Here is a 13,417-nt window from a genome sequence, read left to right as displayed (position 1 = left end):
AGATGTGTATAAGAGACAGACCAATACGACCCTCGGCCCGGTCTTCGTCGACAAACTGCCCCGCGGCCTGCGTGCGCTGGCACGTGTCGGAGCGACCATCTCCGCAGACGACCTGCGCAAGATCCAGGGCGACATCCTGGTGATGCAGAAGAACATCTTCTCCGACCTCATGCCGATGCACCGCGCCTACGTCGTCGGCGGGCTGCCCGCTCTCGACGAGATGCATCGGGCCGGCCTGTTCGACGCCGAGATCCTGCGTGCCTGGCAGCAGATCGCGTCCAAGCAACCCGACGCGATCGCCGCAGGCAACGCGCGACTGCTGCGTCGCGAGCAGGGCGAGGTCATCAAGGATCAGTGGGACGCGACGCGTGCGTACAAGGGCGACGTCGGCGAGGCGATGACGTATGCGAGCACCGTTGCCGGATCGCCTTCTGTGGCAGGCGTTGTCGCGCCGCGCTCGTTCCGCTCGATCGAGATCCACGGCACCGCGCCGAACGGGCGTCCGGCGACATTGACTGTGCCGCTGCCGGATTGGAACTGGTCGGTCTTCCCCGAACGGTGGGCATACATCACCGATCAGCTGCTGCCCAAGTACAAGCTGCAGGTCAACAATCACTGGCCGGAGCTCTCCGCGACGCTGCGCAAACCGTATGACCAGCAGTTGGAGAGCCACCGGCCGATGTGGAACATCGCGCCGATGCTGCAGTCCGCCCTGGAGACGACGAAGGTGAGCTACCAGTGAGTCACACACCAAAGGTGTTGCGCGGCAACCGACGACGCGGCGCACTCGGCGTGGTTCTCGCCGTCGCAGCGCTTGCGGCAGCGGTGCTGTCGGCACCCGCCGCCCACGCCGCACCACCCAATCGCACACCGGGACTCGATGAGATCTTCAACGGCTACGTCGTCGGCACGTTCACCAACGGCAGGCTGGCGAGTCCCGACGAGGTGATCAAGCCACTCACTTCCGGCGACCCGTTCTACGCCGAGCCGCGTCTGCGTGGCGACGAGAAGCCGGGCACCGTGCTCAAGGCCAAGAAGGTCGACGTCCAGTTCACCGGATTCCGCCCTGGCAACCTCGACGCCTACAAGTTGATGTACGTCACGCGCGGACTGCACGACGAACCCGAGATCAGCACGGGAATCCTGATGGTGCCGGTCGATGGTCGCGACAACGCGACCCGGCCACTCGTCGGCTATCAATTCGCCAACGACAGCGTCGGGGCGTACTGCCACCCGTCGTCGATGTGGACCGGAGCCGATCCGCTCGACGGTGCGTCGTGGTCGGCGCTCGGACCGCTCGCGCAGATGTTCGGCAAGGGCTATGCGGTGATGATCAGCGACGTCGGCAACGACGGCGACCCCAAGCCGCATGGCGTCTTTGCGGGCAAGTTCGGTGGAAACGCTCTGCTCGACGGCATGCGCGCAGCGCTCGCCCATCGACCGGCGGGACTGTCGAAGAGCGCTCCCAAGGCGATCTTCGGGATCGCCGGGGGCGGCGTCGGGGCTGCATTCGGCGCCGAGAAGGCCGCGGCTTACGCGCCCGAGTTGAACATCAAGGGCACCGTGCTCGAGGGCATGGTGGTCAACCAGCGCAACTTCATCCGTACCTCCGACGGCTCGGTCGGTTCGGGCTTCGCGTTTGCGACGCTGCTCGGGCTCGAGCCGCGGTACCCGGAGATGAAGATCGACGACAAGCTGACGCCCGCGGGCAAGGCGCTCGCCGATGTGTTCCGCACGCAGTGTCAGACGCCCGCCTACTTCGGCACGCCGTTCGTGCCGCTGCGCACGCTGTTCAAGGGCGGCAAGAGTCCCGCCGACATCCCCGAGTTCCAGCACGTCTACCGCGACAACCTACTCGGCACGAAGTCGCCGAAGTCGCCGGTGCTGATCGCCTCGTGCGCCAAGGACGACTCGCCGATGTCGCTGGTGCCTGCCGCGGATTCGCGCAAGCTCGCCGCGACCTATCGCGCGGGCGGCACCCGCGTCGACTACCAGCCGACGGACTGCAGCATGCTGCACTTCTTGACCAACATGTACGGCTGGGGCACCGACCTCTTCGGGATGCAGACGATCGACTGGCTCGACGCGCGGCTGAAGAGCTGAGGTCTCGCCTGGGGTGATCTCGACAAGCTCGATCAGCGGTGGGGCTCGATCAGCGGTGGGGCGCTCGATCAGCGAGGGGCATACGATCGTGGCATGACCCGAATCACGCTCAACGGCTCGTCGGTGCTCCACAACGGCGGATTCCCCTACAGCGCGACAGTGAGCGCGGGGCCGCTGCTGTTCACCGCGGGAATCTCGCCGCTCGACGAAGAGGGCGTCGTCGTCGCGGCCAACGATGTCGTCGGGCAGACTCGCCGGTGTCTGGAGAACCTGTCGGCACTGCTGGCCGAGCGCGGCGCGACAACGGCCGATCTCGCCAAGTTGACGATCTATGTCGCCGAGCATCTCCAAGCCGACCTCGCCGTCGCGTGGGACGCGGTCGTCGCAGAACTCGGTGAGTCGGTGCCGCCGGCCATGATGGTGGGCGTCACGGTGCTGCCGTACGACGAGCAGGTCGTCGAAATCGACGCTGTCGCTGCACTTCCCGCGTGATCGCGGCTCGATGAGCTCTGCGCTCCGGCCGCACATCTCCGACGCCCAGCGTCGCGCTCGCCTGATGCGCAGGCACCGACTTGCCGAAGATTTCTCGGCCGCGACGCCCGTCGACGTCGCGCAGTCGATGGTCGGGCTGCACGCGACCACGTGGTCGACGGTCTATCTGTCGACGTGGGCTCGGATGCCGGGCTTCGTGCCCGCCGACCTCGACGCCGCACTCTACGACGACCGCAGCCTGGTCCGACAACTTGCCATGCGCCGCACCATGTTTGTCTTGCCGAGGGAGACCCTGCGCGACGCCGTCGGCGCTGTCGGTCCGCGCGTCACCGCGTCGGAGCGGACCAACATGCTGCGAGACCTGCGGCGCAGCAGCGACTTTCCCGATCCCGACGGCTGGATCGACACGGCGCGGGCGGCGGTTGCGCACCTGGTCTCCGACGGTGTTCCACGCAGCACGACCCAATTGCGCAAGGCGCTACCGGAACTCGATGGTCGAGTGACCATCGGCACGGGAAAGTCGTGGGGCGGAACGATTCCCATGGCACCGCGTGTCCTGAACATGATGAGTGCAGCCGGCGAGATCGTCCGCGGCCCCAACGACGGTCCCTGGCATCGGTCCAAGCCGCTGTGGGTCGGGATGGAGCAGTGGCTCGAAGAACCGCTCGATCCGCCCGACATCGAGACCGGCCACGTCAGAATGATCGACAGGTGGCTGCGTGCCTTCGGACCGGGTACCGAGACCGATATCGTCTGGTGGCTCGGGAGTACCAAAACCGCTGTGCGAGCGGCACTTGCGCAGCTCGACGTCGTCGAGGTCGACCTCGACGACGGATCGGTCGGCTACGTGCACGCCGACGACACCGAAGAAGTCGGCGCCGTGGAACCGCAGGCGGTGCTGCTCCCCGAGCTCGACCCGACGACGATGGGTCACAAGCAACGCGCCTTCTACCTCGGTGAGCACGGCGAGCACGTCTTCGATTCGAACGGCAACGGCGGACAAACCGCGTGGTGGGACGGTCGGATCGTCGGAGGTTGGTCGCGCCAGCCGGATGGATCGGTGGAGATCCATTCGTTCGAGCGACTGCCCCGCGCCGCGACTCGAGCACTGACATCGCGCGCGGACACGTTGGCCGAATGGCTCGGCGACGAGAACCCGCGGCCCGCATACCCGGCGCCGTTCATGCGTGGGGCGCCTCGATGAGAGCTATGGGCCGCTGACTACGACCGGGGTGGCTGCTCTCGAACTACACCCACTCGACGAACTGCACGATGATGCCGTTCGGATCCTCGATCTGGAAGTAACGCTCGCCCCAGGGTTCGGTCTCCGGTTTGGTCACCACCTGTGCGCCCGCGTCGCGCACTGCGCGGAAGACACCGTCGACGTCGTCGACCACGAATGCGAGGAGTAGCCCGTCTCCCGCGCTCCCCGCACGATGGGCGGGTTTGAAGGTTCCCAAGCCGGTCTCGAGAAAGATGACGTTCGGTGTCCCCGTCGGCGCATCGTCCGGTGCGGCGAGTGAGATAAAGCCGTCCGCCTGCATGGCGACGGTGTATCCGACGTGGCGGGATAGGAAGTCGGCCGACGCCTGTGGGTCTGGCACGTTGAGGGAAATCGCGGTGGCTGTGATGGGCATGTGGGCCTTTCTCGTATGGGGTACGAGATCCAGTATCCGTATAGTGTACGAAAAGTCAAGGAACGGGAGATGCACTGGTGAGCACCATCGAACTGCTCTGGCGCAAGGTGGTGCCGCTGCCCGCGCGGCAGGGGAGGCCGCCGCGCTTCACGGCGGACGCTGTCGTGGACTCGGCGATCACGGTCGCCGACCGTATCGGGTCGAGATTCACCCTGCGCGACATCGCGCAGGAGCTGGGAGCGCCGGTGATGTCGCTGTACTCCTACGTCGACAATCGTGAGCAGCTCGTCGAGCTCATGGTCGACCAGTGTCGTGCCGACATGACGCATTCGGTGCTGACCGGAACGTGGCAGTCGCGCCTGCGGCAGGTCGCAGCCGACAACCTGAGCCTGTTCGACCGCCACCCGTGGATGGTCGACGTCGAGTCCGAACGCGCGATTCTCGGACCGGGAACCCTCGGCAAATACGAGCGCGAACTCGGCGCCGTCGAATCTCTCGAGCTCAGCGACGCGGCGAAAGATGCTGCGCTGCAACTGGTGCTGAACTTCGTTCGTGCGTCGGCTCGTTCGCTGCATCACGCGATTGCGGAGCGGCGAGAAGAGACCCCCGAGCATTGGTGGGAGCGGGAGGGCGCGCAGCTCGCGAAACTCGGTGTCGAGGAACGCTATCCGCTGGCATCCCGTATCGGTACGGCCGCTGGACAAGCGACCGGGGCGGCCGAGAACGCCGACGCCGCTCGCGACTTCGGATTGTCGGCGCTGCTTCTCGGCATCGAGGCGATGGAGTCCTCGGGGGTGTGAACGCAGCGAGGAGGCCGCGAGCGCGACAAACTGCGTACACAATTCGGTCGTCAGCGCGAGGCCACGACAATAATTGTCTCGGCGCCCCGCTGACGTCACAGTTGTGTACGTATCCATGGGCAACGTGTTCGTGTGTCGGCGCGACGATGAGTTTTCCCGGCCACTGTGGTCAGTCTCTGTGACCGGACTTCTTCTCGGTTGAACTCGGCCCGACTTCCTCGGCTCAACTCGAAGGACAGGAGCACTGAATGTCTGAAGGACTCCCACCCGTCGTCGACGTAGATACCTGGCGTCGCGAACTCGACGAGCTGCGCGCCCGTGAGAAGGCCGCAACTCGTGAACTCGATGCGATTGCGGCGCAACGTCGTCGAATGCCGATGGTCGAGGTCACCGATCACATGCTCACCGGCCCGGAAGGCCCGATCGCGCTCTCGGACATCTTCGACGGTCGCTCACAGTTGATCGTCTACAACCACATGTGGACCGACGGAGCAGCGTTGCAGTGTGGCGGTTGCACCGGGTACACGTCGCAGTTCACCCGGCTCGACTTCCTGGACAACTACGACGCGCGTTTCGTGATCGTCACCAACGGACCGATCGGCGAGGCGCTGGACTACAAGCGGCGGGTCGGCAACCAGATGGATTGGTACTCGGCGGCGGGCACGACCTTCGGCACCGAGGTCGACGCGGCACCCGGCGAGGGCTTCGCCATCAACGTCTTCCTCCGCGACGGGCAACGGGTCTTCCGTACCTGGCACACCGCCGGCCGCGGCACCGAGCAACTCGGTCATAGCTTCTCGCTCCTCGACATCCTGCCGTGGGGCAGGCAGGAGGAGTGGCAGGACGTGCCCGACGGCTGGCCGCAGCGTCCGACATACTCGGGGTGGGCGAGCTCGGCCGACATCGCGCGCCTCTACGGAGAGGCGTAGGCCCAAGGCTCGGGACCCGGCGTCGCAGAATGAACGCTCCCGAACGTGCAGGTCAACGCTCACAGGAAGCTGCCAGCTCGTCTCCAGACTGATGGCAGAATGCTGCGAGAAGGTGTATCTGTGAACGAGATGGGTCAGGGAACACACCAGTTGATCAGCAGGGGCGCCGGAACCGGGCCGCGAGTGCTCGTCGTCGACGACGAGACCAATATCCGTGAGCTGCTCTCGGTGTCGTTGAAGTTTCAGGGATACGACGTCGAGGTCGCCGCGGGCGGCCCCGAGGCCATCGACAGGTGCCGAACCTACAAACCCGACGTGCTCATCCTCGACGTGATGATGCCCGGCATGGACGGATTCGGGCTGCTGCGCAGGTTGCGCGCCGACGGCGTCGACGCTCCCGCGCTGTTCCTGTCTGCCCGCGACAGCGTCGAGGACAAGATCAACGGCTTGACGGTCGGCGGCGACGACTACGTCACCAAGCCGTTCAGCCTCGAAGAAGTGGTCGCGCGGTTGCAGGTGTTGTTGCGCCGCAGCGGATTCGACGCGCAGGCCAAAGAGGCGTCGCGCGTCACCTTCGCCGACATCGAACTCGACGACGAGACCCACGAGGTCTGGAAGGCGGGCAAGCTGGTCTCGCTGTCGCCGACGGAGTTCACGTTGCTCCGCTACTTCATGGTGAACGCGGGCACGGTGCTGTCGAAGCCTCGTATCCTCGACCATGTGTGGAACTACGACTTCGGCGGCGAGGTGAACGTCGTCGAATCGTATGTCTCGTACCTGCGTCGCAAACTCGACTTCGGCGAGAAGCCACTCATCCACACGCTGCGCGGCGTCGGATATGTGATGCGAGAGCCGCGTACCTGATGGTGGCAACGCAGCCGCACTCTGCAGCGGCACGGTCTGCTCCGCAGCACGCCGAGTCTGCGGGCGGACTATCTGGCGCGGTCGCCAGTCGCGCGAAACGTGGTGTACCACTGCGTATCTCGCTGGTTGCGTTGACGGTGCTGCTGATGGCCGTCGGCCTTCTGGTGTCCGGGATCGCCGTGACGTCGGCGATGAAGAGTGACCTGATGTCGCGCACGGACGCGGGTCTCGTTTCGGCCGTCGACACCTGGGCCAAGCCCCGGATCCACGTCAGCGACTCGCCCGGCCCACCGCCGGGGCCTCGCAGGCCGCCGTCGCCGTACTTCGTGGAGAACACCCTGTCCAACGGGACGGTGATCTCCAGCAATGACTTCGACGACGAGCCCGCCACCTCCGCTCTGCCCCAGGGCGATGACGGCCCGGTGACGGTGAATTCCGCGGACGGCAACGGGCCGCAGTGGCGGGTGATCAAGCGGTCGAGTCCCGAGGGGCAGTCGATCGTCGCGATCCCGCTGACGGATGTGAACAAGACCATCTCGCGTCTGCAGTGGCTCGAGTTCGGGATCGGTGCGGCGATCGTTCTGGTGATCGGGGTGCTGAGCTATCTACTCGTCCGCTCCTCGCTGCGCCCGTTGCGCCGCGTCGAGGAGACCGCGCACGCGATCGCGGCGGGCAACCTCAACATGCGTGTACCGCCTGCCGCGCCGAACACCGAGGTCGGCAGCCTGTCGTCGTCGCTGAACACCATGCTCGGCCAGATTCAGCACGCGTTCGCCAAGACCGCCGCATCCGAGCAGCAGGCCAGGGCCTCCGAAGAGCAGGCGCGCGCATCCGAGGAGAAGATGCGACGTTTCGTCGCCGACGCCTCGCATGAACTTCGTACTCCGTTGACCTCGATCAAGGGGTTCGCTGAGTTGTCGCGCAGCGGCGCGCTCCCCGACACCGGCGACGCACTTCGACGCATCGACGACGAGGCGGGTCGGATGGCTCTGCTCGTCGAGGATCTGCTGGTGCTCGCGCGTCTCGACGCGCACCGGCCGCTGAACTCCGAGCCCGTCGACGTGTTGTCGCTGGCCGCCGACGCCGTGCAGGCGGCGCGCGTCGCGGCACCCGAACGGAGCATCCGGCTCGAGATCGGCGAGTCCGACGAGCCGCCGATGGTCCTGGGCGACTCACCACGCCTGATGCAGGTGATCCGCAATCTGGTGAACAACGCGGTGGTGCACACTCCGAAGGATGCGTCGATCACCGTCGGAGTCGCCGTCGACCGCGCAGGCACCCACGGCAATGGCGCGCCCGTCGACGACGTGGTGATCACCGTTGCCGACACCGGTCAGGGCCTCGAAGCCGGTGAACTCGAGCACGTCTTCGAGCGCTTCTACCGCGGCGATTCGTCGCGCTACCGCGGCGAAGGCGGCGGCAGCGGACTGGGCCTCTCGATCGTGGCAGCTCTCGTCGGGGCTCATGGCGGTCGCGTCGGGGTCGAGTCGACACCCGGCCAGGGCGCGTGCTTCTGGGTGCGCCTACCCCGGCTCGCGGCCTGAGCCGCGCGTCGACTGGGCGCTCGAGCGTGCCGACTGGGCGCTCGAGACTGTCGAGTGGGCGCTCGAGACTGTCGAGTGGGCGCTCGAGACGGTCGACTGGGCGCTCGAGACCGTCGACTGTGCGTCAGACCAGCCTGTGTAGCCGCGCGAACTCGGCGAGGTCGTCGCGAAACGTGTCGAGCGTTGCGAGCGTGTACATCCCGTCGATCTGGCGGTCGGCCCATAGTTGGTGGATGCGGCGGAGGTCGGACTGCCTCGACTTCCAGCCGATTCCGTCGATGACGGCCAGGACCACCTGGCGTGGAAGCCGTACTTCGGCCATCTCCTCGATCTCGCGCACGGCGTCGGTCAGCTTGCTGCCGGTCGAGTCGAAACCCTTTGCGGCGACGACGATGTCGGCGGCTCCCTCGTGCCCGACGATGAGGTCGGCAGGGGCGTCGCGCCCGCCTCGTCCGGAGAATCGGGAGCGGGTCACGTAGGGGAGTCCGAGATCGCGGGCGATGGCCTCGATCTCGTCTTCGATGTGTCGTCCCGACGCTCCCGCGCGGGTGGCCGTTGCGCGCGTTCCCGACCGCGCGACGAGGATGTCGGCAAACGTGTACGTCCGTGCCATCTGTACTCGCAGCATTCGGACAAGGTCGAACTCCCGGTCCATCCAACTGACCAGCTCGTATGGCTGTGTGCGCGCAACTTTCTGCCACGACGACGTCCCGAACTCGTGCCGCAGGTTGTTGCGCAACTTCTCTTGCGAGAGGCCGACGGCCAGCCGCAGGATGCTGTCCTCGTCGGCGTGATCGCGCGCCCAGACGGCGAGCCCAGTGAGGTCGGTGTCGAGTACCTCGGTCAGTGTCTCGACGGCGTCGACGATCTTCTCCGCATCGGGGGTCGACGCTGTCGGGTCGACGTGTGCTGTCAGCCGGCCCAGCGTCGACAGGTAGTCGTCGAACTCTCCCGCGTCACTCATCGTCGTCGATCCCTGTGTGTCTCAAAGATGGTGTATTTCAACGATGTTCAGTCTCGGCCGATGAACAGGTACTCGCTCACGTCGCGACGGGTCGCGGCGGCGTGGGTGCCGAAGCTGTACTTGTGGTCGATCGCGATGACTTCGACCGACGGCTTGACCTTGCCAAGCAGGTCGACGATGCGGTCGGCGCCGGGCAAGGCGTTCGACGAATAGGACAGCACGATCGCACCCGCGTCCTCGAAGTGCTCGAACGTGCGGACCAGAGCGTCGTCGATGGTCCGTTTGTAGGCGAACGGGGTGAACCGCTTCGGCAACTTCTTGGTCTTGGTGTTCTCCATGATGCTCATGCCCTCCCAGTAGACCGAGAGGCCCTCGAGGAAGTGGTAGCGCTTGATGTAGTCGTTGTCGTCGGTGGGCGGTGCGTAGGGAGGGTCGAGGTAGACGAGGTCGGGAGCGGCGTCGAACAGCGGTGTGACGTCGAGGTCGAAGACGTCACCGCAACTGCTGCGATGCTTGCGGCCGTTGCTGAAGACCGTCGAGTTGTATTCCGACGCCGCGCGCAGCCGGAAGTGGTCGCGTAGCGACATGCGCAGATCGCGCCGGCCGTCGGCGTAGCGGGTGGCGTCGGTGAACGTGAAGACGCCGCGTGGCTGCTTTCGTGCTGCCGAGAGGACGAGGGCGGAGATGGCAAGGTCGCGACGGTACCCACGCAGGCGCGCGATGTGTGACCACGCGGAATCGAGGAAGGCGCGGTCGGCGGCGTCGAAGTAGAGGCCGTCGAACGTGCTGCGGATGAAGTCGCGGTCGTCGAGGGGTGGGCCGCAGATCTCGTCGATCAATTCGGGCTCGAGGCGCACAGACGAATTGGCGACCGTCGCGCGGGCGATGATGCTCGGAAAGTTCAGGAAGTCGTTGCTCGCAACGGAGAACCCCTGCGCCTTGAGTAGATATGACACGACCCCGGACCCGGAGAACGCGTCGACCGCGGTGGTTCCGCCGATCTCGGCGAACGTCCGCTCGAGGTGGGGGAGGAGCCGGTACTTGGAGCCCATGTACCGCAACCGGGGGAAGCGCTGGGCGCGTGCCACCACCTCTGCGGAACCGACCGGCCGCGTCCCGGACGGCGTTGCGGACTGCATCGGGTGCGCGGCGTCGGTGAACTCTCGACGACTCACAGGAAAAGAATGTCACGGCCCACCGACAAGATCGCAGGCAACACGACTCGATCGCCGACAACGTCGCCGGGATTGCCCACAACACCCGCAGTATTGCCGCCCGACCGCCATAGAATGTCCTCATGGCATCAGTATTCACCAAGATCATCAACGGAGAACTGCCCGGTCGATTCGTGTGGAAGGACGGCCAGGCGGTCGCATTCCTCACCATCGAGCCGGTGACCGAGGGCCACGTCCTGGTCGTGCCGCGCAAGGAGGTCGATCACTGGGAGCAGATGGACACGGCATCGTTCACTCATCTCGCCGACGTCGCGCAGCAGGTCGGCCGTGCCGTCAAAGCCGCGTTCGACGCTCCGCGCATGGGTCTGCTCATCGCCGGACTCGAGATACCGCACGTGCACCTGCACGTCTTCCCCGCCAAGAGCATGGAGACGTTCGACCTCAGCAAGGCCCGGAAAGACATCTCGCCTGAGGAACTCGACGCCGACGCCGAGAAGATCCGCGCCGCGCTCCGGGCAACCGGCTACGGCGAGTACGTCGCCGACTGAGCGTCGCAGCGCACACTCGGCGCGCTGGAGCGCCCAGTCGACGATCTGCAGCGCCCAGTCGGCGGTCTCGAGCGCCCAGTCGACGATCTGCAGCGCCCAGTCGGCAGTCTCGAGCGCCCAGTCGTCGAGCGGCTCGGGCGGTCAGACGCTCCGGTGGATCAGCAGCGGCATGACCGCGGTGGCGCCTGGCTCGCGCAGTGCGGCGGCGGCGAGCGTGATCGCCCACCCCGACCGCGACTCGTCGACGACGAGCAGCACGTTCTGACCCGCGACCTCCGGCGGCGGCTCGCCCAGATGGTCGCGCCAATACGCGGCCTCGACGGCGCCGGGTGCGTCGCGATCGGGCGGGTTGCCCTGCCGCACCGGTAGATGTCCGCCCGGCCGCTTGCCGACGACACGTAAGTGTTCGGCGAGTTGATCGGCCAGGTTTGTGCCGGTCAGGCGCAGCGACATGATGATGTCGGGGCGCATGCCCGACTGCCGCACCCACGACGACAGTGTCGCCACCGCAGCGTCGCCGAGGTCGGCCAGCGCCTGCTGATCGTCGGCGCGAGCGGCACTGAGGAGGTCGGTCCACTCCGGGGCGTCGGCGTGTGCCAATACCCTTCCCGGTTCAGCGGCGAGGTCGGCGGCGATGCGGCCGCGACGCCCGAAATCGCCACCGGGCCACATCTTTCGCGGTTCGAGGATCTGCGCGGAACGTCGAAGGTCGCCGGTGATCGTGCGTACGACGGCGGGATCGACGTCGGCGGTCAGCGGCGGGGTCAGGGCTCCCGTGCACACCGAACAACGCCCGCACGGCTGCGCCTGCGGATCGTCGAGCGATTCGGTAAGTAGCTGCATCAGACATTGTCGGCCTGCGATGTAGCTGCGCATGATGTCGGCTTCGCGACGCCGCACCGCGACGACCCCGTCGTAGTGGGCGGCGTCGAACGTCCACGGTGTACCCGTCGCCGACCATCCGTCCGGCCCGCGTTCTGTGGCCCCGTCGACCGCAAGCTGCTTGAGCATCAACTCGATTCGACCTCGACGCTGCCCGGTCGCCGCCTCCAGTGCGGGCACCGACATCGGCTCGTCGGCCTCGCGCAATGCCGAGAGCACCGACTCCATCTTCACCGGATCAGGGATGGTGGCGGTCGCGAAGTAGTCCCACACCGAGTTGTCGGTGGCCGACGCCAACAGCATCACGACGGCGTCGTCGAGTGCGCGGCCCGCACGCCCGACCTGCTGGTAGTACGACACCGGCGACGGCGGCGATCCGACGTGCACCACGAAGCCGAGATCTGGCTTGTCGTAACCCATTCCGAGCGCAGATGTCGCAACGAGAGCCTTGACCTCGTTGCGCAGCAGGGCGTCTTCGAGATGGTGCCTGCGGTCGGCGTCGAGCTGCCCGGTGTACGCCTCGACGGCCAACGAATCTCCGTGTATCGCGCGAATCGCGTCGACGAGGCGTTCGGCGTCAGCGACGGTGAGCACGTACACGATGCCCGAACCGGGGAGTTCCGGCAGGTGCTGTGCGACCCAGGCGTACCGCCCGATCGGCGACAGCCCATCGATCACGTTCAGGTGCAACGACTTTCGAGCAAGTGGACCGCGCAGCACCAAGGTCTCGGACTGCTCGCCGCCGGCGCTGAGTTGCGCGGCGACGTCGTCGGTGACCCGACTGTTCGCCGTGGCCGTGGTTGCGAGAACAGGAGTCTGGGGATTGAGCGACTGCAGGACGTCGGAGACCCTGCGGTAGTCGGGCCGAAAATCGTGACCCCAATCGGAAATTGCGTGCGCCTCGTCGATGACGAGCAGGCCCAATTCGCCCGACAACGCGTCGAGCACGCGCCTGCCGAATCCCGGATTGGCGAGACGCTCCGGCGAGACGAGCAGAACGTCGAGTTCGCCGGAACGCAACGACGACTCGATCGCCGACCAGTCGTCGACGTTCGACGAGTTGAGCGTCGCCGCCCGCAGTCCGGCACGCTCGGCCGCCGAGACCTGATCGCGCATCAGCGACAACAGCGGCGACACGATCAACGTCGGACCCCGCCGATGAGACCGCAGGATCGCCGTCGCAGTCCAGTACACCGCCGACTTTCCCCACCCCGTCGCCTGCACCACGAGTACACGCGGCCCTGAGCTCCCTGAGCTCCCTGAGCTCCCCGAACTCCCCACCAACCCGACCACCGCACTGAGCTGGTCGTCGCGCAGGCGCGCGCCGTCGCCCGCGAGGCTGGTGATCACCGCGTCGGCGACAGCCTGATCGTCGTCGGACAGTCCTACCGGTGTTGCCGTCATGCCCGCCAATCTAGTGATGGCCACCGACGATGGCCTTTTCGCAGGCCAGACGCTCACAGGAAGCTGGCAGGTTCG

Annotated in this window: 12 protein-coding genes and 1 pseudogene; 9 read left to right on the top strand and 4 right to left on the bottom strand. The window is 66.4% G+C overall.

Going from position 1 to position 13,417, the window contains the following annotated elements; genetic code table 11:
* From A5788_RS20310 to A5788_RS20295, 4 genes and pseudogenes are all read left to right on the top strand, one after another.
* Positions 1–742: pseudogene (locus tag A5788_RS20310) on the top strand (hypothetical protein); the annotation flags it as partial.
* On the top strand, positions 739–2,103 hold the full coding sequence (locus A5788_RS20305; protein WP_064868833.1) for a lipase family protein: 1,365 nt from the start codon (positions 739–741) through the stop codon (positions 2,101–2,103). The pseudogene A5788_RS20310 and the gene A5788_RS20305, both read left to right, overlap by 4 nt.
* 93 nt (positions 2,104–2,196) lie before the next feature.
* The gene (locus tag A5788_RS20300) at positions 2,197–2,595 is read left to right on the top strand and encodes a RidA family protein (protein WP_064868836.1); all 399 of its coding nucleotides are present in this window, start codon (positions 2,197–2,199) and stop codon (positions 2,593–2,595) included.
* A gap of 10 nt (positions 2,596–2,605) precedes the next feature.
* Positions 2,606–3,799 carry a winged helix DNA-binding domain-containing protein gene (locus A5788_RS20295; RefSeq protein ID WP_064868839.1) on the top strand — a complete coding sequence of 398 codons (1,194 nt, stop codon included), beginning with the start codon at positions 2,606–2,608 and terminating at the stop codon, positions 3,797–3,799.
* Positions 3,800–3,842: 43 nt separating this feature from the next.
* On the opposite strand, the gene A5788_RS20290 is transcribed toward A5788_RS20295, so the two are convergent.
* Positions 3,843–4,232, bottom strand: coding sequence for a VOC family protein (locus A5788_RS20290; RefSeq protein WP_064868841.1), 390 nt, complete (start codon positions 4,230–4,232; stop codon positions 3,843–3,845).
* Positions 4,233–4,309: 77 nt separating this feature from the next.
* On the opposite strand from A5788_RS20290, the gene A5788_RS20285 reads away from it, so the two are divergent.
* The 4 genes from A5788_RS20285 (at position 4,310) to A5788_RS20270 (ending at position 8,369) form a co-directional block, all read left to right on the top strand.
* Positions 4,310–5,032: a TetR/AcrR family transcriptional regulator gene (locus A5788_RS20285; protein ID WP_064868844.1), complete on the top strand. Its 723-nt coding sequence runs from the start codon at positions 4,310–4,312 to the stop codon at positions 5,030–5,032.
* Positions 5,033–5,280: 248 nt separating this feature from the next.
* The gene (locus tag A5788_RS20280; protein WP_064868847.1) at positions 5,281–5,961 is read left to right on the top strand and encodes a DUF899 family protein; all 681 of its coding nucleotides are present in this window, start codon (positions 5,281–5,283) and stop codon (positions 5,959–5,961) included.
* Positions 5,962–6,063: 102 nt separating this feature from the next.
* Positions 6,064–6,825, top strand: coding sequence for a response regulator transcription factor (locus A5788_RS20275; RefSeq protein WP_414652014.1), 762 nt, complete (start codon positions 6,064–6,066; stop codon positions 6,823–6,825).
* Positions 6,825–8,369, top strand: coding sequence for a sensor histidine kinase (locus A5788_RS20270; RefSeq protein ID WP_064868850.1), 1,545 nt, complete (start codon positions 6,825–6,827; stop codon positions 8,367–8,369). Before A5788_RS20275 ends, A5788_RS20270 begins: the two co-directional genes overlap by 1 nt.
* A 124-nt stretch (positions 8,370–8,493) precedes the next feature.
* Here A5788_RS20270 and A5788_RS20260 read toward each other — a convergent pair whose 3' ends face one another.
* Together A5788_RS20260 and A5788_RS20255 are read right to left on the bottom strand one after the other, a co-directional pair.
* Positions 8,494–9,333 carry a hypothetical protein gene (locus tag A5788_RS20260; RefSeq protein WP_005207421.1) on the bottom strand — a complete coding sequence of 280 codons (840 nt, stop codon included), beginning with the start codon at positions 9,331–9,333 and terminating at the stop codon, positions 8,494–8,496.
* A 47-nt stretch (positions 9,334–9,380) separates the two neighbouring features.
* Complete coding sequence (locus A5788_RS20255) at positions 9,381–10,508, bottom strand: DNA adenine methylase (protein WP_231894121.1); 1,128 nt, start codon at positions 10,506–10,508, stop codon at positions 9,381–9,383.
* Between the two features lie 122 nt (positions 10,509–10,630).
* Between A5788_RS20255 and A5788_RS20250 the strand changes: the two genes are divergently transcribed.
* The gene (locus A5788_RS20250; RefSeq protein ID WP_064868857.1) at positions 10,631–11,056 is read left to right on the top strand and encodes an HIT family protein; all 426 of its coding nucleotides are present in this window, start codon (positions 10,631–10,633) and stop codon (positions 11,054–11,056) included.
* Positions 11,057–11,197: 141 nt separating this feature from the next.
* Here A5788_RS20250 and A5788_RS20245 read toward each other — a convergent pair whose 3' ends face one another.
* Entirely contained in the window at positions 11,198–13,342 is a 2,145-nt protein-coding gene (locus A5788_RS20245; RefSeq protein WP_064868860.1) for a RecQ family ATP-dependent DNA helicase, read from the bottom strand.
* Between the last annotated feature and the right edge of the window lie 75 nt (positions 13,343–13,417).

Origin of the sequence: Gordonia sp. 852002-50816_SCH5313054-c, assembly GCF_001665925.1 — a bacterium.
Classification (GTDB): domain Bacteria; phylum Actinomycetota; class Actinomycetes; order Mycobacteriales; family Mycobacteriaceae; genus Gordonia; species Gordonia jacobaea.
This window is presented reverse-complemented; position numbering and strand designations above follow the sequence as displayed.

What these genes read in the sequence shown, in the direction of transcription:
- A5788_RS20260 (WP_005207421.1), bottom strand. Translation starts at nt 9,333, where the DNA reads ATGAGTGACGCGGGAGAGTTCGACGACTACCTGTCGACGCTGGGCCGG.
- A5788_RS20290 (WP_064868841.1), bottom strand. Translation starts at nt 4,232, where the DNA reads ATGCCCATCACAGCCACCGCGATTTCCCTCAACGTGCCAGACCCACAG.
- A5788_RS20300 (WP_064868836.1), top strand. Translation starts at nt 2,197, where the DNA reads ATGACCCGAATCACGCTCAACGGCTCGTCGGTGCTCCACAACGGCGGA.
- A5788_RS20270 (WP_064868850.1), top strand. Translation starts at nt 6,825, where the DNA reads ATGGTGGCAACGCAGCCGCACTCTGCAGCGGCACGGTCTGCTCCGCAG.
- A5788_RS20280 (WP_064868847.1), top strand. Translation starts at nt 5,281, where the DNA reads ATGTCTGAAGGACTCCCACCCGTCGTCGACGTAGATACCTGGCGTCGC.
- A5788_RS20250 (WP_064868857.1), top strand. Translation starts at nt 10,631, where the DNA reads ATGGCATCAGTATTCACCAAGATCATCAACGGAGAACTGCCCGGTCGA.
- A5788_RS20295 (WP_064868839.1), top strand. Translation starts at nt 2,606, where the DNA reads ATGAGCTCTGCGCTCCGGCCGCACATCTCCGACGCCCAGCGTCGCGCT.
- A5788_RS20245 (WP_064868860.1), bottom strand. Translation starts at nt 13,342, where the DNA reads ATGACGGCAACACCGGTAGGACTGTCCGACGACGATCAGGCTGTCGCC.